General features: G+C 44.2%; 22 protein-coding genes and 1 tRNA gene. 9 read left to right on the plus strand and 14 right to left on the minus strand.

Going from position 1 to position 19,058, the window contains the following annotated elements:
• The 7 genes from C8N29_RS09875 to C8N29_RS09905 form a co-directional block, all read right to left on the minus strand.
• Positions 1-320, minus strand: a 320-nt coding sequence (locus C8N29_RS09875) for a hypothetical protein (RefSeq protein WP_146164451.1), incomplete at its 3' end; no start/stop codon positions are given.
• Complete coding sequence (locus C8N29_RS09880; RefSeq protein ID WP_107865901.1) at positions 304-753, minus strand: DUF6878 family protein; 450 nt, start codon at positions 751-753, stop codon at positions 304-306. The genes C8N29_RS09880 and C8N29_RS09875, both read right to left, overlap by 17 nt.
• A gap of 174 nt (positions 754-927) precedes the next feature.
• Positions 928-1,407: a DUF6878 family protein gene (locus C8N29_RS09885; RefSeq protein ID WP_107865902.1), complete on the minus strand. Its 480-nt coding sequence runs from the start codon at positions 1,405-1,407 to the stop codon at positions 928-930.
• Positions 1,408-1,546: 139 nt separating this feature from the next.
• Positions 1,547-2,512 carry a DUF932 domain-containing protein gene (locus tag C8N29_RS09890; protein ID WP_107865903.1) on the minus strand — a complete coding sequence of 322 codons (966 nt, stop codon included), beginning with the start codon at positions 2,510-2,512 and terminating at the stop codon, positions 1,547-1,549.
• A gap of 162 nt (positions 2,513-2,674) precedes the next feature.
• On the minus strand, positions 2,675-3,004 hold the full coding sequence (locus C8N29_RS09895; RefSeq protein WP_107865904.1) for a hypothetical protein: 330 nt from the start codon (positions 3,002-3,004) through the stop codon (positions 2,675-2,677).
• A 315-nt stretch (positions 3,005-3,319) separates the two neighbouring features.
• Positions 3,320-3,396: transfer RNA gene (locus C8N29_RS09900), tRNA-Ile, on the minus strand.
• A 65-nt stretch (positions 3,397-3,461) separates the two neighbouring features.
• Positions 3,462-3,818: a cupin domain-containing protein gene (locus C8N29_RS09905; RefSeq protein WP_107865905.1), complete on the minus strand. Its 357-nt coding sequence runs from the start codon at positions 3,816-3,818 to the stop codon at positions 3,462-3,464.
• 139 nt (positions 3,819-3,957) lie between these two features.
• Between C8N29_RS09905 and C8N29_RS09910 the strand changes: the two genes are divergently transcribed.
• Positions 3,958-4,731 carry an SDR family NAD(P)-dependent oxidoreductase gene (locus C8N29_RS09910; RefSeq protein WP_204509319.1) on the plus strand — a complete coding sequence of 258 codons (774 nt, stop codon included), beginning with the start codon at positions 3,958-3,960 and terminating at the stop codon, positions 4,729-4,731.
• Between the two features lie 46 nt (positions 4,732-4,777).
• Here the strand turns inward: C8N29_RS09910 and C8N29_RS16750 are convergent, their stop codons facing one another.
• From C8N29_RS16750 to C8N29_RS09925, 4 genes are all read right to left on the minus strand, one after another.
• Positions 4,778-4,915, minus strand: coding sequence for a hypothetical protein (locus tag C8N29_RS16750; RefSeq protein WP_170106953.1), 138 nt, complete (start codon positions 4,913-4,915; stop codon positions 4,778-4,780).
• A gap of 217 nt (positions 4,916-5,132) precedes the next feature.
• Complete coding sequence (locus C8N29_RS09915; RefSeq protein WP_107865907.1) at positions 5,133-6,812, minus strand: isovaleryl-CoA dehydrogenase; 1,680 nt, start codon at positions 6,810-6,812, stop codon at positions 5,133-5,135.
• 108 nt (positions 6,813-6,920) lie between these two features.
• The gene (locus C8N29_RS09920; RefSeq protein WP_107865908.1) at positions 6,921-7,901 is read right to left on the minus strand and encodes a fatty acid desaturase family protein; all 981 of its coding nucleotides are present in this window, start codon (positions 7,899-7,901) and stop codon (positions 6,921-6,923) included.
• 26 nt (positions 7,902-7,927) lie between these two features.
• Entirely contained in the window at positions 7,928-8,752 is an 825-nt protein-coding gene (locus tag C8N29_RS09925) for a PaaX family transcriptional regulator C-terminal domain-containing protein (protein ID WP_107865909.1), read from the minus strand.
• Between the two features lie 92 nt (positions 8,753-8,844).
• Here C8N29_RS09925 and C8N29_RS09930 point away from each other — a divergent pair, with 92 nt between their 5' ends.
• A complete protein-coding gene (locus C8N29_RS09930) occupies positions 8,845-9,630 on the plus strand; it encodes a crotonase/enoyl-CoA hydratase family protein (RefSeq protein ID WP_107865910.1) in 786 nt (261 codons plus the stop codon).
• A gap of 27 nt (positions 9,631-9,657) precedes the next feature.
• Positions 9,658-10,572 (plus strand): crotonase/enoyl-CoA hydratase family protein, encoded by a 915-nt coding sequence (locus tag C8N29_RS09935; RefSeq protein ID WP_107865911.1) that lies wholly within the window; start codon positions 9,658-9,660, stop codon positions 10,570-10,572.
• Here the strand turns inward: C8N29_RS09935 and C8N29_RS09940 are convergent.
• The gene (locus tag C8N29_RS09940; protein ID WP_107865912.1) at positions 10,555-10,821 is read right to left on the minus strand and encodes a GIY-YIG nuclease family protein; all 267 of its coding nucleotides are present in this window, start codon (positions 10,819-10,821) and stop codon (positions 10,555-10,557) included. The two genes, C8N29_RS09935 and C8N29_RS09940, sit on opposite strands and share 18 nt — an antisense overlap.
• Positions 10,821-10,994, minus strand: coding sequence for a hypothetical protein (locus tag C8N29_RS16755; protein ID WP_170106954.1), 174 nt, complete (start codon positions 10,992-10,994; stop codon positions 10,821-10,823). Before C8N29_RS16755 ends, C8N29_RS09940 begins: the two co-directional genes overlap by 1 nt.
• Positions 10,995-11,110: 116 nt before the next feature.
• Between C8N29_RS16755 and C8N29_RS09945 the strand changes: the two genes are divergently transcribed.
• The 3 genes from C8N29_RS09945 (at position 11,111) to C8N29_RS09955 (ending at position 14,115) form a co-directional block, all read left to right on the plus strand.
• Positions 11,111-12,829 (plus strand): AAA family ATPase, encoded by a 1,719-nt coding sequence (locus C8N29_RS09945; protein WP_107865913.1) that lies wholly within the window; start codon positions 11,111-11,113, stop codon positions 12,827-12,829.
• An 11-nt stretch (positions 12,830-12,840) separates the two neighbouring features.
• Positions 12,841-13,194: a phage holin family protein gene (locus C8N29_RS09950; protein ID WP_107865914.1), complete on the plus strand. Its 354-nt coding sequence runs from the start codon at positions 12,841-12,843 to the stop codon at positions 13,192-13,194.
• A 249-nt stretch (positions 13,195-13,443) separates the two neighbouring features.
• Positions 13,444-14,115 (plus strand): enoyl-CoA hydratase/isomerase family protein, encoded by a 672-nt coding sequence (locus tag C8N29_RS09955; RefSeq protein ID WP_107865915.1) that lies wholly within the window; start codon positions 13,444-13,446, stop codon positions 14,113-14,115.
• Positions 14,116-14,270: 155 nt separating this feature from the next.
• On the opposite strand, the gene C8N29_RS09960 is transcribed toward C8N29_RS09955, so the two are convergent.
• Positions 14,271-14,642, minus strand: coding sequence for a hypothetical protein (locus C8N29_RS09960; RefSeq protein ID WP_107865916.1), 372 nt, complete (start codon positions 14,640-14,642; stop codon positions 14,271-14,273).
• Positions 14,643-14,794: 152 nt separating this feature from the next.
• Between C8N29_RS09960 and C8N29_RS09965 the strand changes: the two genes are divergently transcribed.
• The 3 genes from C8N29_RS09965 to C8N29_RS09975 all read left to right on the plus strand — a co-directional run bounded on the left by C8N29_RS09965 (position 14,795) and on the right by C8N29_RS09975 (position 19,019).
• Positions 14,795-15,793: a hypothetical protein gene (locus C8N29_RS09965; RefSeq protein WP_107865917.1), complete on the plus strand. Its 999-nt coding sequence runs from the start codon at positions 14,795-14,797 to the stop codon at positions 15,791-15,793.
• Between the two features lie 143 nt (positions 15,794-15,936).
• The gene (locus C8N29_RS09970) at positions 15,937-17,967 is read left to right on the plus strand and encodes an NADPH-dependent 2,4-dienoyl-CoA reductase (protein WP_107865918.1); all 2,031 of its coding nucleotides are present in this window, start codon (positions 15,937-15,939) and stop codon (positions 17,965-17,967) included.
• 107 nt (positions 17,968-18,074) lie between these two features.
• Positions 18,075-19,019 (plus strand): sodium-dependent bicarbonate transport family permease, encoded by a 945-nt coding sequence (locus tag C8N29_RS09975; RefSeq protein ID WP_107865919.1) that lies wholly within the window; start codon positions 18,075-18,077, stop codon positions 19,017-19,019.
• The last annotated feature ends 39 nt before the right edge of the window (positions 19,020-19,058 follow it).

The following is a 19,058-nucleotide window of genomic DNA, read 5'->3' on the forward strand; positions in this document are numbered from 1 at the left end:
TCTTTTTCATGTGGCCAATCGGCTATATCAACGATTTTGTGCTGTCTTTCGATATGGACATTGGCATGACAGCGAAACTCAATGTGAGATAATTCTGCTTTCAATTGCAACGCCAATTCAGGGGTAAATTGCCCCAAATTCTGCGGACAAATTTGTAAGCGTTTTGTCGATAGATAACCGAGTAATGGCTCTCGTGGTGTAGAGCTTAAAGCCAATTGAATTGCTTGTTGATGGCTTAAACGACCATAAGCCCCAAGGGAAATATGAATGGCTTGTGCGGATGGAACACAGCATGAGTCAGCCTTATAAATCGTATTCATAATTGCTGCACTCCGTGTAATATTCCGTATGCTCTAAACGAAAGGTTCCCTCGGTGACGTTAATGGTCACTGTCCCTGAACCGCCGTCATTGTTTTCCCATCCCCCGTGATGAGCATCGACCCACGTCAACACAAAATCACGTAAGGCAGAATCAATCGACGATTGTTGTTCCTGTAAAAAGTAACGGTATTCACCGTCTTGATATTCGCCTGCCAAACAGTGATACGTGAGTTGCTGCGTTTTTAAGGTATCGGTGATATTGGCTTGGGCTAATTCTGGTGGAAAAATCTCTAATTCAGAGACATCACCCGAATCACCACCGCCTTCATAACGCACCACTAATTGAGTAATGGCTAAGGCAGCAAGGGCAGTTAACAGCGGTTGACGATTGACACGTACCGCCTCAAAAGATTTAGGACTGTAACCCATCATGATAAGACTCCAAATGACTGGTAATTAAGAAAAAAGGGCATAAAAAAAGCCCTATGCTAAACAGCAACAGGGCGAATTCACCTCAAAAGCAGATTAAAATTTAGCAAGTTAAAAATGACAGAATAGGAAAAAAGGACGAGTCATTTGCTAATGAATAGCTTTTTGATTTGACTGTCAATTCGCGTCTAGGCTCTGCGTTATGATGCTCAGGCCATCGCCTGACAAGTCATAGGTATAATCATTACACTCCATGCAATATTCGGTATGTGCGAGTGTGAACGTATGAAGCGTGACATTAATCGTCATCACCCCCGAACCGCCATCATTGATTTCCCAACCGCTGTGATGGGTATCTACCCATGTGAACACAAAGTCGCGTAACGCATCATCAAGCAACACCTCCTTATCTTCTAAAAAGTAATGACAAGCCCCTTCACGGTATGCGCCACGGGCATAGCAATACACTAAACGCTGCGTGTTTAACTGTGGCAAGCACAACTCAGGTTGAACAATCACCTCCGTGACATCACCTTCATCACCTCCACCAAAATAACGAACTGTCACCTCAGTAATGGCAGCAGCATTCAACGCATCTAACAGCCGTTGACGATTGGTTGACAAGGCCTCAAGACCTTGCGGACTATAGCCAAACATAAATACGCTCCTAGGAATTAGCATGAAATGAAGAAACAAACGGCATAAAAAAAGCACGATGACTACAGTCACCGTGCTTTAAGAAACATAAAATAAGGCCGTTGAATGAAATAAAACTGGCTCATAACTCACAAATAAGCTAAGCCGACACCAAACGTAATGCCTCATCCAATGCACGTTGTTTGATAACCGCTCCTTGACCAAACCATGCTGAATCTAAACGATGGTCAATACTGCGAGCTTTACGTTGATGGTCAACAAACTCGGTCACAGAGTTTAATAAACCAAATGCTGTCCCCTTAGCAGACGATAACCCCGACCCTAAACCTTGACCTTCAAACAAAGTTTTAGCTTTGGCCATGGTTCTCTCAAACGATTGCATACTGGCTTGACCCTTCATTGCGGCATCACCAAAAACTTTGGCATAAAACTTATCGACCTCGGTACTTTTGACTTTACGTTCACTTAAGGTCTTTAAGCGATACATAAAGTCATCCCAAGCCGCGACAGAGACACCGAGTTGTTTCTTAACGGCTTGTGCATCAAACGTGGTATTGTGGGGAACTTTCACCGCCTGACCTTGACCATTTAAAGCTACCGCTAAAGTGTTATTACACACCACCCGAATACTGGTAAATTGCGCGGTTGTGGCTAAAGTACCATCACAAGCGGTTGCCAACAGCAAATAACCATTCGTGACATCATTACCGCGTAAGCTCATGGATTGCCCTGTTTTCGCCAATGCCCAAATCTTACGACCGCCTTTAAGTACGCCAGCCGTTTCTAACTCAAAGCCAGAGACTTCGGTTAAATCACGATAAAACTCTAAAATCTCACGCGGTTGAACCACTTGATAACGTTGACTAACAACCGATAAAGGGGCATTCGTATCTGAACGATACAACACCTTATTATCGGCAAAGGTACGGATAGATGAGGTTTGCTCATCACCTGTCATAAAACGGACAGGGGCTTCTAGAATGGACCAATCCATACCAGCTTGTTTAGCCCAAACCTCTAGGGGTTGTTGTTCTTCTAAATGATTACCTAAACCGTGCCATGGGGTTGCACCAACATAAGCCATCGATTCGACTAAATGTGACATGATAAATTCTCCGAAAATAAAGGATTCACTTGCTCAAGCTCAAAATGTGAGTAACGAAAGGCAATAACCAATTAATTAGCCACAGTAATGAGCAAAGGGATAAATCAAAGGAATGATAAAAAACGAAATGAACTGAGAGGGCAGTAGAGGGGATGAATGTAGTTAACGAGGCTCACTAAAGGTATAACCACAGCGTAAACACTTGTAGTTATCTAGAATGTTGTCATCAACAAATTCACCGAGTTTAGAGCCTGCCGTACCGCCAGCGACTCCTCCAAGAAAACCACCTAATAACGCCCCTGCAAAACCACCGACCACTGAACCGGCAGGGCCAACCACTGCACCAATAGATGCACCGACTCTCGCCCCATTTAGGGAAGCAGAAGCACCGCTGGCTGCTCCTGCAACAGTACCGACAGCACTACCTGTCTTTTTAGCCTGATTTAAGGTATCGACTTGATAAGATAAACAATAAGGACAACGCATAGTCATGATGATGAATCCTCTATCAATGAAATAGATAAAAAAGCCATAGACCTAGACGACCGTTGAGGCAGTCTAGGCTATGTCAAAGTATTAGAAATAAAAGGAAATGAGTTTGATTCACTCAGTTAAGTAATATGTATTTGAAAAATTTTGGAATGAGGGAGGCAGAAACCTATATGCAGATAAGGCTGATAACAAAGATCATTTATAATAAACAGTGACTGAAAAGAAGGATTGTAAATATCAGTGACCAATACAGTGACTAAAAATATTTTTTGACAAATAAAAAAGGCTTACAATTTTGTAAGCCTTTGTTTTATATGGTGGGTCTGCACGGACTTGAACCGTGGACCAAAGGATTATGAGTCCTCTGCTCTAACCAACTGAGCTACAGACCCGCTCGCGGTGGCGCGAGATTATAAGCATAAGTCTCAAGAAAGGGTAGATGTCAGCAGATAAAAAGTTATCGCTCAACAATAACATAGTATTTACGTACTTTTTCGACGACTTCAAATACGCCTTGAAAGTTTGGCGGAATGACACCTGCATCGCCAGCTTTAATTTCGTGAAAAGTGCCGTCGGACGCATGTAAACGCACGACGCCCGCAATAATTTGAAAAAACTCTTGCTTGTTTGCACTAAATGCAATTTGCCATGCCCCAATCTCACACTCCCATATCCCACAATTCATGGCAGGGTCTTGGTATAAGGCATAGGTTAAACGCGTTGGGTTGCCAGTCAGCAAACGTTCAGGTCGTGGGTAATCGACGGTCGCTTCAACTTCAGCACAGGGTTGGCCAGCAATATAAAGCGTAGACATGTTTGCTCCAAATCATATTTTTTAGGCATGTTAACAAAAAATGGGAGAAAATTGTCATTTTGATGATTTTACAATTTGATAATTGTCGAATTATAGAATAATATAGCCATATCAAATCAAAACTTGAGAGAAAATGCACATGTCAAACTTAGCTACCGTTATTACTGGCGCATCGAGTGGTATTGGTGAACAGTTAGCCAAACAATTGGCTTCGCAAGAACCACAAACTTTGGTGTTAGTTGCTCGTCGTGCGGAGAAATTAAACACTTTAGCTGAGCAACTCAGACAGACTCATTCCATTCGTGTGGAAGTGATTAGTTTGGATTTGGAGCAAGTGGGGGCGGCGCAGCAATTGGTTAAAGCCGTACAAGATTTAGGCTTAGAGATTGATACGTTAATCAATAATGCAGGTTTTGGCTTAAATGACCTATTTGCTGATATGCCTCTAGAGCGTATACAGGGCATGATGCAGTTAAATATGGTGGCTTTAACCGAACTCTGCCATGCGGTATTACCTGCCATGCGTCAGCGCAAACAAGGGCGTATTATGAATATTGCTTCTATCGCTGCTTTTCAAAGTTGTCCAAAGTTTGCCGCTTATGCGGCCACTAAAGCCTATGTGTTATCGTTGTCTGAGGCATTAGCTTACGAAGAAAAAACAAATGGGATTAAAGTCACGGCGATTTGTCCTGGTGCAACCGCGACCGCATTCCATGATGTTGCAGGCACTAACGGCACTCTATTAACTAAAATTATGGATTCGGCTGAGGATGTGGCTCGAAGTGCATTAAAAGCGCTTAATACAGGTAAGCCAGTCCTTGTCACAGGTGCAATCAATAAACCTTTACCGTTCTTTAATCGTTTATTACCACGTCAATGCGTGGTGTGGGTTGCTGGAAAAATTAACCAATAAAGATACGCAAGAGGGCTGTATAGCAGCCCTAAGCCTTGACTGTGTATTAGCCTTTAACCTGATGATAAGTCGAAGGTGTTGTAATCTTTGCGTTATCTAACGCACTGTTCCAGCCCCATGCTAATGCCACACAGGGAAAGGCTAAGGCGACAGTTAATAAGCTGGCTTGAATAACGTTTTGCATGATGGATACTCCATTGACATCGTGATGAGCTAAGCAAAGGCTTTTTGCTTCTTGTTGAGTAGAGTATTGGCTTAAAAAATGGAGCAAATGAGGAGGAAATGATAATTTTAAGCGCTTAGCTTAAAACGGTTGTCTGTGTCGTTGGTTATGAGCAATAGAGATATGCATTTAAAAGATGTGCGACTACCCACACAACGGTAGTAGTCGCTATAAGATATTAGTGAATATTCTCAGGCCATGCTCTGTTAATAATCGCCTCTAAATCACAATTTTTTGGCAAACAACCATAATTATGTTGGCCTTGTTGGCCTAAACGTGAGGCACAAAACGCATGGCTGACATAATCAGGCGCATGGCGTAAGAGTAATGCAGCTTGAAACGCTAAGGCCAAACGGTCAACCAAATCACGCGCCCGATATTCAAAATCGGCTAATTGTTGTAAGTCTTGTTGCAACTGGCTGACAAAAGCGTCTAACAGTGCGTTTTTACCTTGTGCTTTGCCAATTTCAGCAAAAAAGGCATGTACCACCGCAGGTGTTTTGTACATGGCGCGCAAAACATCTAAACATTGGACATTGCCACTGCCTTCCCAAATCGCATTAATCGGCGCTTCACGGTATAAACGGGGGAAAATACTATCTTCCATTACACCACTACCACCCATACATTCCATGGCTTCATAAGCGTGATTAGGTGTGCGTTTACAGATCCAATATTTACCCACGGCTGTACCTAAACGCACCAATAAATCTTCATGCGTATCATCACGATGGTCTAAGGCATAAGCCATGCGCATACTAAAGGCCAATGAGCCTTCATATTCCAAAATTAAATCGGCAAGCACATTTTGCATTAATGGTTGTTCAATTAAGCGTTTACCAAATGCAGCACGAATAGAGCAGTGGTGTAAGGCTTGGGAAACCGCCATACGTTGTCCAGCACTTGAACCGACCATACAATCAAAACGGGTCATGCTAACCATTTCAATAATGGTACGCACACCACGACCTTCTTCGCCAACCATCCAGCCCTCAGCGCCCCGAAACTCAACTTCGCTCGACGCATTAGAGACATTACCCATTTTGCGTTTTAGTCTAAGCACTTGCAGTGGATTTTTTTGGCCATTGCTTTGCCAGCGTGGTACTAAAAAGCATGACAAGCCACGTTGAGTTTGCGCTAACACCAAAAAGGCATCACACATGGGTGCAGACAAAAAGAATTTATGACCAACAATTTTATACAGTTGGCCACCACCTTCCGCCCCAACAGCGTAGGCTTTGGTGGTATTGGCTCGCACATCAGAACCGCCTTGTTTTTCAGTCATACCCATACCAATCGTTACACCTTGTTTTTGGTCAATGGGTACGTTGCGCGGATCATAAATACGCGAGGTGATTAATGGCAGCCACGTTTTGGCTAAGTCGGGTTGCAAACGAATGGAAGGTACAGCAGCAAAGGTCATGGTAATCGGGCAGCCATGACCGGCTTCCACTTGGCCTTGTAAGATGTTTTTTGCGGCACGAATTACATGTGCACCTGCACGATTATCTGTCCACGGAGAGGCATGTAAACCATGCTCAATCGCCGTTTTCATCAATTGATGATAAGCAGGATGAAATTTGGCTAAATCAACACGATTACCAAAGCGATCATGGGTATCAAATTCGGGTGGATATTTATTGGCTAAGAGGCCAAGTTCTAAATAATCGGCAGAACCTGTTAATGAACCAAACTCAATCAATTCTTGCTCAGCCAATGTACCACCTTCACGATGCAGGGCTTCTTGTAGTGCAACATCTTGTAAATACATGTTGTAATTAACTAATTCACGGCTGACGTTATTGACTTCGTGAGTGTCAGCAAGATAATCAGGGCTTGGGGAGTAAGGGGCATTCATGGCGGACTCCAGTATTTATTGGTGTTTTTGGTATAAAGTAAAAAAGTTGTGTTGGTTGAGCGTAGTCGAAACCACTTCGACTACGCTCAGTGTGCTAGTGTTTAGACCTTATCGCGAACTCACAATCTTCAACACATCCACATAGTTAGGTGGATTATCAATCACACCTTTGGCTAACAACATGTGGTGCATCACAGGTAAATTAAAATAAGGGACACCTGCCATTAAATGATGTTCGCGGTGGTAGTTAACCCGCAATGGGGCAACAGTCGCACGCGCCAACCAACCAGCATGGGTCGTGCGGGTGTTATCAAACATATTGCTACTACGTTGGGTGCAGGCATGTTCGGCCATATTACGAATACGAATAAATAAAGGAAAAGGAGTGATATACGCCAACACCCATAACCCATATAACCACGCATAACCCAGACTGGCTAAGACAACAAATAACACGCTATTGGTGATTAACATGCCATAACTATTTTTAAGAAAAGCAATAGGATAGCTGAGTAAAGAACGGTGTTGTTGTGGTAGCTTTTGGATGTTATTAGTAACTGACCATTGCAGAATTTCTAAATCCATTAACAAGCGACCGACTAAAAACTTTAAACCTGTTAAGCCAAAAATGTCACGGGCTAATTTTCGGGTTAATGACCACTTTGTGGTGGGTAAATCGGCAATCAAACAACGGTCTGGGTCTTCATTGGACGAGGTTTTGGCATGGTGTTGTAAGTGATAGGGACGATAATGGCTTAAATCATTCCAAATCGGCTTGGCACATAACCACGTCCCAATGGTTTGATTGAGTTGTTTATTGGCAAACAATGTACCATGTGCTGCATCATGCATCATAATTGCTAAACACAGTTGTCGCCCTGCAATCACCATTAACGCCAATAAGATAACCAACACCAAGCCTAAAGAACTTAAATGTTGGCTAGCCCACGCAACACTGGCAAAGGCTGCCGCAATGATTAGCCATGTTGATAACACCGCCCACCAGCCCATCAAATCGGAGCGCGTGGTGAGTTGTTTGATTTCTTCTCGGCTAAAAATGTCGGTAATTTTGGGGGGAGATGCAGACATTTTAACTGCTCCTGAATTATTTAGGCTCACTCTGAAAACTCCCTCTCCTTGTGGGAGAGGGTCGGGGTGAGAGATACCTCAATCAATTTGCGCCAAATCAAATGGCCTGCTTGGTCAAAAGCATGTACTGATTCAACAAAACGATGACGTTCAGCAACATCGACCCACGGCTCAGGCAATAACGGGTCAAACACCACTTGGCGAATGGCTTTACTACCCAGTAAAAAAGACTCTCGTGCCGCCACATCAGGCTCTAAACTCGGTGCATGGGCTAACCAATCCGCCATTTGTTGTTGTAATTGGCGATAGTGTTGATTAAGTGCAGTCCCATTCCACAATTGGCTAATACGTGTTTTTTCTTGTTCGCTAAACTGATTGGCATAAAAAACAAAGGCTTGTGCTTCTAAACCTAAACGACATAAACGTTGACGAATCTGACTCAAATTTTCATCAATATTATCAGGCCGCAAATAAAAGCCTGTTTCTAAACTCGCAAAACCCAACATTGCTAAGGCGCGTTCACGTTTGCGTAAGGCAGCACGGTCGGTGCGGCCTAAATGTTGCGTTAAAACGGCAATATAGCCACCTTGCCACGGCCTAATACGTTGCTCGGCAGTGCGCCATGTGGCGACTTCACCTGCAAGTTCTAAAGCGGATGCACCTAAACGATACGTCCCTCGACCTGCGGCTTCAATCAAACCATCAGCCGAAGCACGTGCTAGCGCGACACGAACACTGTTATCACTTAGACCAAACAATCGACAGGCGGCAATCGCGTCACGTACTGATAATGGCGAGTCGTTTGAGGCAAGCAATAAATCAAGGATTAAGTTTTTGGCATTGAGTTTCATTTGTTACATCAAAATAAATATGTTGATATTTTATGTAATATTACATAAATTAAATTCTAATGCAATTGTTTGTAATTTTAGAGTGAGGCAACATGACAGATAATTTAGTCACTTGGCAACGCCAAGAGAGAATAATGATTGTGACGATAAATCGTCCTGAAGCGCGTAATGCGGTGGATGGCTTAACCGCCCAAGCTTTAGCCGAAGCCTTTCGACGTTTTGAGCAAGATGAGCAATTAGACGTGGCCATTCTTACTGGTGCAGGTACTCATTTTTGCGCAGGGGCTGACTTAAAAGCGGTGGCGAGTGGTGATGCCACACGTATAAATCGTTTGCAAAAAGAAGGTGATGCACCCATGGGGCTATCACGTTTAATGCTAACTAAACCTGTCATTGCGGCGATTAGTGGTTATTGTGTGGCGGGTGGTTTGGAGTTGGCTTTATGGTGTGATTTGCGTGTGGCTGATAACACCGCAAAATTTGGCGTGTTTTGTCGTCGTTTTGGTGTGCCTTTAATTGATGGTGGCACAGTGCGTTTACCACGTGCTATTGGTATGAGCCGCGCCTTAGATTTGATTTTAACAGGTCGTGAAGTATTAGCCGATGAAGCCTTAGCCATTGGCTTGGCTAATCGTGTGGTTGAGCAAGGCCAAGCCTTAAGCGCAGCGATTGCATTGGCTCAGCAGCTTTCTGCTTTTCCTCAAGCGTGTTTACGCCATGACCGTCTAAGTGCCTATCAACAGTGGGGCATGAACGAAACCCAAGCCTTAGCGAATGAATTTGAACACGGTTGGCAAACCTTGGTTTCGGGTGAAACTCTACAAGGTGCACAACGATTTAACCAAGGCCAAGGCAAACATGGTCAGTTTGATCATTAAGTTTGATGTGTGACAAAGAGAATAAATATGCAAAATTTACAAACCATGACCTACGAAAAAACAGGTCGTATTGCCCGTATTACCCTAAATCGTCCTGAGCGTGGTAATGGTATTACTATGGATTTGCCGCGTGAATTAGCCGCTTGTGTCGAGCGTGCCAATTTAGACCCCGACGTGCACGTCATTGCCTTATCGGGTAATGGTTCAGGTTTTTGTGGTGGTTATGATTTAGTGGATAGCGCGCAAAACATGACTGTTGAAAATCAGCAAGCTCAACAGTTACGCGGTTCTCCTTTGGATCCTTTGGTACAAATGGCCAACCACGTTCCCAATACGGCGTGGGATCCAACGGTGGATTATGCGATGATGAGTCGTAATGTCAAAGGTTTTATGAGTTTGTTTCACTCCGATAAACCTGTGGTGTGTAAAGTACATGGTTTTTGTGTCGCAGGTGGCACAGACATGGCTTTATGTTCAGACTTATTGGTAATTGCTGATGATGCCAAAATTGGTTATCCGCCAGCACGTGTTTGGGGTTCGCCAACCACCGCGATTTGGGCGTATCGTTTGGGCATAGAAAAAGCCAAACGTTTGTTATTTACGGGTGACTGTTTGTCGGGTAAAGAAGCGCAACAGTGGGGCTTGGCAATTGAATCTGCACCGATAGAACAGCTAGACGAGCGTTTTGAAAGTTTATTAGCACGTATTGCCCAAATGCCGATTAATCAATTGATTATGATGAAATTATTACTTAACCAAACGGTGATGGCACAAGGTTTACACAGTACACAAATTCTAGGCACGGTGTTTGATGGCATCACCCGCCACACCAAAGAAGGTTATGCTTTTCAACAACGTGCTGCCGAAGTAGGCTTTAAGCAAGCAGTACGTGAGCGAGATGAGCCATTTGGTGATTTTGGCATGTCAACGTTTAAGGGCTAGTTTAGCTTGTTGCACCAGCGTCTCTTTGCTAGATTTTGACAACTGTTTGAGTTGATACTCGCGTTGACTGGCTAAGCGACGGTCAGCATGCGATTCAACATACACTAAGGTGACAGGGCGGCGGCTTTGCGTGTAGCGTGCGCCGCCTGCCAATAGACCATTATGCTGAGTCAGGCGTCGCTCAAGTTGGGTGGTGATGCCTGTGTATAGGCTATTATCCGCACAACGCACCATATAACAAAACCACATTATAAGGCCTTTACTTTTTGCTCAGCGCAACGCTCACATTGCCAAAGAGTCACTAATTTGCCTTGTTTCACGTCAAATTGTTTTTCTTGTACCATACGCCACCGATGAAACCCATGTTGACACAAGCCTTTAGCGGTGGTTTTGGGTTTCTTAAAAGGCAATATCACGGCCATAGGGGAGCTCCTAAGTTATCACTTTCTCGTCATTCGCTGTCGTTTATGCCTCAATAAACCACACAATCACCAGAAAATTGCGTAAGCTATCGGCTTTTTATACCGACCTTTCAGTAATGAAACAAGCGACCGCTCTTAATATTCTCAAAGCAGGGCATAATGTCTTTTTAACAGGTTCAGCAGGGGCAGGTAAAACCTACACCCTGAATCAATACATTCATTATTTACGCGCCCGTCAGGTCACGGTGGCAATCACCGCCTCAACAGGCATTGCCGCCACACACATGAACGGCATGACGATTCATGCGTGGTCGGGAATTGGTATCAAAGACCAACTCGATGACGATGACTTGGCTCATATGTTTGACCGTAAATATTTACGCAGTCAAATTGACGATGCTCAAGTCTTGGTCATTGATGAAGTGTCGATGCTGCATGGCAAGCAATTGGATATGGTCAATCAGGTGCTTAAGTATTTTAAGCAAAATGATGAGCCGTTTGGGGGGCTACAACTGATTGTAGCGGGCGATTTTTTTCAGTTGCCGCCTGTGAGTAAAACCAATGAAGCCAATCGTGACAAATTTGCCTTTATGTCAGCCGCATGGCAAGAAGCAAAATTTAAGATATGTTATTTAACCGAACAACATCGCCAGCAAAATAATCAACTGAATCAGATTTTGAACGAAATTAGGGCACAGGCGGTCAGTCAGCACAGTATTGAGCAACTGTTGGCAACCCGTCAACACACACTAGAATCCGACATCACCCGTTTGTTTACGCATAATCAAGATGTAGAGCAAATCAACCAACGGCACTTTGGCAGTATTGCGGGGGACGCACAGTTATTTGTAGCGGAGCGTAAAGGTAACGAAAAGCTGGTACAAACCTTAGTCAGTAATGTGCGCGCACCCGAGCAACTGTCACTCAAAATAGGTGCAAAAGTCATGTTTGTAAAAAACAACATGGAAAACGGCTATATCAATGGGACTTTGGGCGAGGTGGTGGCGTTTGAGCGCGACATCAACGACCGTTTGCTGCCTAAAGTCAAATTACGTGATGGCTCATACCGTTTAGTTGCTCCAGAAACATGGTCGATTGATAACGACCAAGCCAAGTCCTTAGCCAGTTATAGTCAAATTCCTTTGTGTTTAGCGTGGGCGATTACCGTCCATAAAAGTCAGGGTATGACCTTAGAAGCCGCCGAGATTGATTTAAGGCAGACCTTTGAGCAAGGGCAGGGTTATGTGGCTTTATCGCGCTTAAAATCTCTCGAAGGTTTGCGCTTATTAGGCTTAAATGACATGGCCTTGCAACTTGACCGTTTAGCGTTTAAGGCTGACCAGCGTTTTCAGGCCTTATCTCAAGAGGCGGAGTCGGTGTGGGCAACCCGTGACGGTCGCCATGAGCACGAGCAATTTATTCGACGCTGTGGTGGTTCGTTAAACGAAAAAGAAATCGAAAAATACGAAAAACGCCTGCGTAAACAGCAAAAAAGTACGACAGATGCTCATACAGTAGAACAAACCAAAGTGCTATTTGCACAAGGCCTAAGTCTGGTTGAGATTGCGAAAGAGCGAGAGCTGATGCAAACCACGATTATCAATCATTTAGAAAAAATCATGGCTCAAGACCCCAGTTTTGACCTCAGCCGCATCAAACCTGCGGACACCGTGTTAGAGGCGGTCAAAAAAGTCTATCAGCAGGTACTAGCCGACGATAAAGATGAACATTTTAATAACGATGGTTCACTCAAATTGCGGCCTCTCTTTGAAGCGTTGCAACAAAAAATTGGTTATAACGACATTAAACTGGCCTTATTATTTGTTGAGGTTTAGGAGTCATCTTCATGTATCGCCTATTAGTCCATTTATTACTCAGTGTCTGTGGTTTGGGATTGGCCGATTATTTATTCGACGGGGTACGTTTTGACCATTTTTCGACCTTATTTGGGGCAGCCGTATTATTGGCATTTGCGAATGGCATCATTAAACCTTTACTGATTTTATTGACCCTACCCATTACGGTATTGAGTTTGGGCTTGTTTTTGTTGGTTATTAATGCAGCAGTATTAGGTTTGGTGGCGGCATTATTATCGGGCTTTTATTTAGACGGTTTTATGTCAGCTTTATTGACATGGTTTATTGTTGCCGTCACACAAGGTATGGGTAATTTGTTATTAGGCAAAAAAAAGAGTAGTTAGGGACTGTTGACGTTTTGCGTGTGAGCCGCGTCGCAGATAAAAATTTCCTCAGACAAGGCATAAAACGCAGATAATAGTGAATCTATTGGCAAGTTTTGCCACACAGTAGGAGACGATTCTTGACACAACCCCAATCAAAAGATCAACAGCCCCTAAGCTAAATACCCCAGAAAACAAGCAGTCACAAAAAAAGGCTGCATTAGGCGGTTTAGCTTTTTAAGCTCTAGGTCTTCAATTTGGGAGCGACTCATGAGTACGATGCAATTAAGCCGTGAAGGCAGCGTGTGGATTTTGACCTTAACGAATGGCGAAAACCGCTTAAACGATGATGTGATTGCCGAATATCATGCGGCCTTAGATACGGTCGAACACAGTGAAGGTAACGGCGCGTTAATTATTACCAGTGCCGACCCCAAATTTTGGAGTAATGGCATTGATTTGAACTTTGTACAAGAAAAAGGCGGTATGGCCTATTTAGTTAAAGAGTTTGCCCCCCGTTTAGACCAATTATTACTGCGTATTGCCTTATTTCCATTGCCTGTGATTGCGTGTTTAACAGGTCACGCCTACGCGGGTGGGGCACTGATTGCGGCTGCATGTGATTTTAGAACCATGCGTGCTGACCGTGGTCGTTTTTGTTTTCCTGAAGTCGATATCAAAATTCCGTTTACGCCCATTATGACCGAAATTGTTCGTTTATTGCCTAATCCAAACATTGCATGGCACATGGCGATTACGGGCTTAGCGCTGGGTGGCGAAGAGGCCGCAGCCGCAGGCGTAGTCGATAAAGCACTGGGGCAAGAGGCGTTATGGCCAACTACCTTGGCATGGGCTACCGAATTAGCCAAAAAAGACCGACAAACCTATGCCTTGATTAAGCGTCGTTGGCGTCATCAGTTTGCGCAATTTCAGCCGCGCTAATCGCTTAGGACTTACGCGGTTATCGCTTATTGGTTCATATTTCAATCGTTTTTAACGGTTTTGTATTCACAAAACGCCGCTTATTTCGGTGAAATGCGTAAGTCTAGCTCTGTTAGATGCTCGGCTAAATAGTTGAGCGGAGCATCTTATGTCACTTAAGTCTTCATCAAACGGTCAATCGCTGCCCGATAATCCCCATTGACAACGAGCTCACTGTCAAATTCACTATGAATATGTTCATTGTCCAAAATCAAACCGTGTTTAAGACAAAACTGTAGTCTTAGGCTATCTTGTTCAACGGCATGGTTTTGTTTAGCTTGTTGATATTTACGATAGATAGTCTTTAGTTCTTGTTCTAAACCTTCAATTTGGTCGCGCATTTTATGAATTAATGCCGCCGCATACAGTTCTTCGTTAGAAGCAAAAGGAATATTATGAACGGAGCGCGTCAAATAACATAAGACTTGGTCTAACGAGTTGGCACGATAGCCAAAGGGATTAATTACGGGCTTAGGCGTTGCCTTCATCGTGATACTCCTTTTAGCGATTGGTCATGACAATAAGGCGTATTTTTAACTATAAGTCAGTTCATCGTTTTGACAAGTACATCACAAAATTAATTTGGCCTATACGCGGCTGCAAACCCACAGGGCGTACTGAGTAGATAGAGGATGACATCATGCGTGCGTTGGTATTGCTTTACTGTTGTACGTGCTTTCCGTTGACGGCACAGGCGTTTACTGTGGCTTTATGGGGCGATATGCCTTATCAGCGGCATGAAGATGGCAATGCAACTCACGGCAAATTAGCTAATTTAATCAATGACATCAATAAACATGCCGTCGCATTTAGCGTGTTTACGGGAGACACCAAAGATGGGAGTACGGTCTGTCGTGATGAGGTGATTGGTCAACAAACCTTAGCCATGTTTCAACGCTTAACAGCACCCGCTATTTATGTCTTAGGCGATAACAAATGGACAGACTGCCATCGGCACAGCAATGGGGCGTATGACAGTTTGGAGCGTTTAGCCTTTTTACGTAACACCTTTTTTAGTCAAGCCTACAGTTTAGGCAAACGCAAAATCAGACTGACGCGTCAAGCACACTATCCCGAAAATAGTTACTGGCAACACAAAGGGGTATTATTTGTTGGCTTACATGTGACGGGTAGCCAAAATAATCACATCAACATGGCCGATTGTTTACAAGCAGAAAGCGCACGCACAGAGGCAGACTGTGTGGCTAATCAGGCCGAATATCTTGCTCGTGACGAGGCAAATGTGGCTTTTTTACAACAGAGTTTTGCGCTTGCCAAGCAACAACATTTGGCAGGCATCATGGTGATTATTCAAGCAGATATGGGCTTTGATTTGCCCGAAACGCCGATAAAAGACGAGCGTGCTGCACCGAATGTGTCTGCTTACAATCGGTTTTTAGGGGAATTAGCCAATCAAACGGCTAATTATCAAGGCCAAGTGTTATTGGTACATGGTGATACCCACTTTTTTAAGCTCGACAAACCCCTATACAGTCCAACCCGCTTATTAGCAAATTTTAGCCGCTTACAAACCTTTGGTAGTCCGAATATACATTGGGTGAAAGTGACAATAAATACCCAAACAGCCCATGTGTTTAGGGTAGAGCCAATGCTAGTCAACGCCAACATTTCCCCCTGATGGGGTGATACACGGGAATTGACCTTAAAGACCACGTATTGAGAAAAAAATACATAGCCAAGCCAATGTTTACGATGTAAACTTTCGCGCATTGTTTTGGGATTTATCAGTCCTGTGTTCTTGATTAGCAAGGTAGATTAACCATGAGCCAAGCCTATCCGCATTTAATGCAACCCTTAGATTTAGGATTTACCCAACTGCGTAACCGCGTGGTGATGGGGTCTATGCACACAGGGTTAGAAGACCGTTTTTATAATTATCCTAAGTTAGCGGCCTATTTTGGCGAACGTGCTAAAGGGGGCGTGGGTTTGATTGTCACAGGCGGTATTTCGCCTAATCGTGAAGGTTGGTTGTTGCCCTTTGGTGGCACGATGAACCGTATTACCGATGCAGTCAATCATCGTTTAGTCACGCATGCCGTTCATAAAGAAGGTGGCAAAATTTTATTGCAAATTTTGCATGCTGGCCGTTACGGTTATCATCCTTTTGTGGTCTCCGCTTCTGCGACAAAATCGCCTATTTCCATGTTTAAACCGCGTGAAATGTCTGAGCGTGGTATTGCCAAAACCATTGCTGCTTATGGTCGTTGTGCGCGTTTGGCCAAAATTGCGGGTTATGATGGCGTAGAAATTATGGGTAGCGAAGGCTACTTGCTCAATCAATTTTTGTGTGCGCGTGTTAATCAACGAGATGATGAATGGGGCGGCAGCATTGAAAACAGAATGCGTTTTCCTGTTGAAGTCGTGAAGCGTATTCGTAAAGTGGTCGGTAAAAATTTTATTATTGCCTATCGTTTGTCGCTGTTAGATTTGGTCGAAGGCGGCAATACATGGGATGAAGTGGTTGCAGTCGCTAAAGCCTTAGAACAAGCTGGCGTGACCTTATTAAATACGGGCATTGGTTGGCACGAAGCGCGTGTGCCCACGATTGTGACGTCTGTGCCTCGTGCTGCCTTTGCCGATGTCACCGCACGCATCAAAAAAGAAGTCTCTATTCCTGTCATAGCGTCCAATCGTATCAATATGCCTGATACGGCCGAAGCAATTTTGGCGCGTGGTGATGCCGACATGGTGCAAATGGCGCGTCCCTTTTTGGCAGACCCTGATTGGGTGAATAAAGCCGCCGCCAATAAAGCCGATGAAATTAATACCTGTATTGGCTGTAACCAAGCCTGTTTAGACCATGCCTTTAACAATAAGCGTGTCAGTTGTTTGGTGAATCCACGGGCTTGCCACGAAACCGAATTAGTCTATATCAAAACGTCTAAAGCCAAACGTATTGCGGTGGTGGGTGCAGGGCCAGCAGGTTTATCGGCTGCTACCGTGGCCGCAGAACGTGGCCATTATGTGACCTTATTTGAAGCCAGCTCAGAGATTGGTGGTCAATTTAATGTGGCCAAACAAATCCCTGGTAAAGAAGAATTTTACGAAACCATTCGTTATTTTGGCCGTCAATTAGAGCTAAAAGGCGTAACAGTTAAATTAAATCAACGGGTATCGCGTGCCGATTTAGAAGCACAAGGTTTTGATGAAGTGATTGTGGCGACAGGTATTGCACCACGCAACCCCCCCATTAAAGGCATTGAACATCCTAAAGTGTTGTCTTATTTGGATGTATTGCGCGACAAAAAGCCTGTGGGTCAACGGGTGGCGGTGATTGGTGCAGGTGGCATTGGTTTTGATTTGAGTGAGTTTTTATTGCACGATGCTTCAGTCAGCTTACCAATCTCAACCCAAGCATGGTGTGCCGAATGGGGCGTTGATTTACAAGCCAAAGTCGAAGGCGGTTTAGTTGAACCCGAACACAAAGCTCCTCTACGTCAAATTTATTTGTTGCAACGTAAAGAATCCAAAGTGGGTGCAGGCTTGGGCAAAACCTCTGGTTGGGTACATCGCGCCGTGATGCAAAAAAATAACGTGGCGATGATGTCAGGTGTGGAATACCGCGAAATTAACGATAATGGTTTAGTGATTGCCATTAACGGTAAAGAGCAATTATTAGCCGTTGATAACGTGGTGATTTGTGCAGGTCAAGAGTCCTTACGCGAGCTAATGCCCAAAGAAGGCGAAAGCACCCGCGCTAATTATTATCAAATTGGTGGCGCGGCTTTGGCCAGCGAGTTAGATGCTAAACGCGCCATTAAAGAGGGCGCAGAGGTCGCTGCCAAGTTATAAGGTGACGGGTGTAGGATAATCGATATTGTCCTACACAAATTAAAGAGATCATCGACGACAGCAAACAGCTTTGCTAGCATACGCCAAATCAGCAGCGAGTAAATGGTATGTTTGATGTCGTCATCTTGTTCTTTTTGCTAGGTGTCTTTGCCCGTCTTGTTAAATCTGACTTAAAACTTCCCGACCAACTCTACGAAACTATTTCCATCTATCTTTTATTAGCCATTGGCTTAAAAGGTGGTTTAGAACTCTCCAAGCAACCCTTATTAACGCTCTTACCAGAAGTCATTTTGTTAATGGCCTTGGGTTTTGCTATTCCATTTTTGTTGTATCCTTTTTTTAGAGTGCTCAAATTATCGGCTGTTGATAGCAGTGCTTTAGGGGCTCACTATGGCTCGGTGAGTGTAGTCACTTTTGCTATAGTCATGGCGCAGTTGGCCGCCCAAGAAATCGCGGTAGAAGCGCATGCCCCACTATGGGTGGCGGTGATGGAAGCCCCTGGTTTGGTGGCAGGCGTCTTATTGGCTAAGATGATGAGTCGTCAAACTAATAATCAACAAGTGTCGTGGGGTGTTTTAGCCCATGATGTCTTATTTGGTAAAAGCGTCCTTTTGCTTGTTGGTGGCTTATTGATAGGTGCGATGGCAGGCGAAAAAGGCATAGCTCCCATCAAAATGGTGTTTATTGACCCGTTCAAAGGCTTGTTAGCTTTTTTCTTGATGGAGTTGGGCTTAATTGTCGGCAGCCGTCTCAAAGAAAGTACCGTCTTAAGTTGGCGTGTACTGGTGATAGGCCTCTGTGTGCCCCCTGTCTTGGCAGTATTAGGCGCGTTGGTGGGTATGACGTTGGGTTTGTCAGTCGGTGGTGTTGCGGTTATCGCAACCTTAGCTGCCAGTGCCAGTTATATTGCCGCACCCACAGCGATGCGTATCGCTGTCCCCGAAGCAAATCCTGCGTTATCCATTACCATTGCCTTAGCGATTACCTTTCCCTTTAATATTGTGATTGGCATTCCCTTGTATATTCAGTTAGCGAAATATCTCAGTATGTAGACTGGGTATTTGAAGGTGAATAACGGATATACAACCATC

The organism is Agitococcus lubricus (genome assembly GCF_003051055.1).
GTDB lineage: Bacteria > Pseudomonadota > Gammaproteobacteria > Pseudomonadales > Moraxellaceae > Agitococcus > Agitococcus lubricus.

Bases quoted from the DNA above. Each gene is read 5' to 3' on its own strand.
- C8N29_RS09880 (WP_107865901.1), bottom strand. From the start codon at position 753: ATGATGGGTTACAGTCCTAAATCTTTTGAGGCGGTACGTGTCAATCGT.
- C8N29_RS09885 (WP_107865902.1), bottom strand. From the start codon at position 1,407: ATGTTTGGCTATAGTCCGCAAGGTCTTGAGGCCTTGTCAACCAATCGT.
- C8N29_RS09890 (WP_107865903.1), bottom strand. From the start codon at position 2,512: ATGTCACATTTAGTCGAATCGATGGCTTATGTTGGTGCAACCCCATGG.
- C8N29_RS09895 (WP_107865904.1), bottom strand. From the start codon at position 3,004: ATGACTATGCGTTGTCCTTATTGTTTATCTTATCAAGTCGATACCTTA.
- C8N29_RS09905 (WP_107865905.1), bottom strand. From the start codon at position 3,818: ATGTCTACGCTTTATATTGCTGGCCAACCCTGTGCTGAAGTTGAAGCG.
- C8N29_RS09910 (WP_204509319.1), top strand. From the start codon at position 3,958: ATGTCAAACTTAGCTACCGTTATTACTGGCGCATCGAGTGGTATTGGT.
- C8N29_RS16750 (WP_170106953.1), bottom strand. From the start codon at position 4,915: ATGCAAAACGTTATTCAAGCCAGCTTATTAACTGTCGCCTTAGCCTTT.
- C8N29_RS09915 (WP_107865907.1), bottom strand. From the start codon at position 6,812: ATGAATGCCCCTTACTCCCCAAGCCCTGATTATCTTGCTGACACTCAC.
- C8N29_RS09920 (WP_107865908.1), bottom strand. From the start codon at position 7,901: ATGTCTGCATCTCCCCCCAAAATTACCGACATTTTTAGCCGAGAAGAA.
- C8N29_RS09925 (WP_107865909.1), bottom strand. From the start codon at position 8,752: ATGAAACTCAATGCCAAAAACTTAATCCTTGATTTATTGCTTGCCTCA.
- C8N29_RS09930 (WP_107865910.1), top strand. From the start codon at position 8,845: ATGACAGATAATTTAGTCACTTGGCAACGCCAAGAGAGAATAATGATT.
- C8N29_RS09935 (WP_107865911.1), top strand. From the start codon at position 9,658: ATGCAAAATTTACAAACCATGACCTACGAAAAAACAGGTCGTATTGCC.
- C8N29_RS09940 (WP_107865912.1), bottom strand. From the start codon at position 10,821: ATGTGGTTTTGTTATATGGTGCGTTGTGCGGATAATAGCCTATACACA.
- C8N29_RS16755 (WP_170106954.1), bottom strand. From the start codon at position 10,994: ATGGCCGTGATATTGCCTTTTAAGAAACCCAAAACCACCGCTAAAGGC.
- C8N29_RS09945 (WP_107865913.1), top strand. From the start codon at position 11,111: ATGAAACAAGCGACCGCTCTTAATATTCTCAAAGCAGGGCATAATGTC.
- C8N29_RS09950 (WP_107865914.1), top strand. From the start codon at position 12,841: ATGTATCGCCTATTAGTCCATTTATTACTCAGTGTCTGTGGTTTGGGA.
- C8N29_RS09955 (WP_107865915.1), top strand. From the start codon at position 13,444: ATGAGTACGATGCAATTAAGCCGTGAAGGCAGCGTGTGGATTTTGACC.
- C8N29_RS09960 (WP_107865916.1), bottom strand. From the start codon at position 14,642: ATGAAGGCAACGCCTAAGCCCGTAATTAATCCCTTTGGCTATCGTGCC.
- C8N29_RS09965 (WP_107865917.1), top strand. From the start codon at position 14,795: ATGCGTGCGTTGGTATTGCTTTACTGTTGTACGTGCTTTCCGTTGACG.
- C8N29_RS09970 (WP_107865918.1), top strand. From the start codon at position 15,937: ATGAGCCAAGCCTATCCGCATTTAATGCAACCCTTAGATTTAGGATTT.
- C8N29_RS09975 (WP_107865919.1), top strand. From the start codon at position 18,075: ATGTTTGATGTCGTCATCTTGTTCTTTTTGCTAGGTGTCTTTGCCCGT.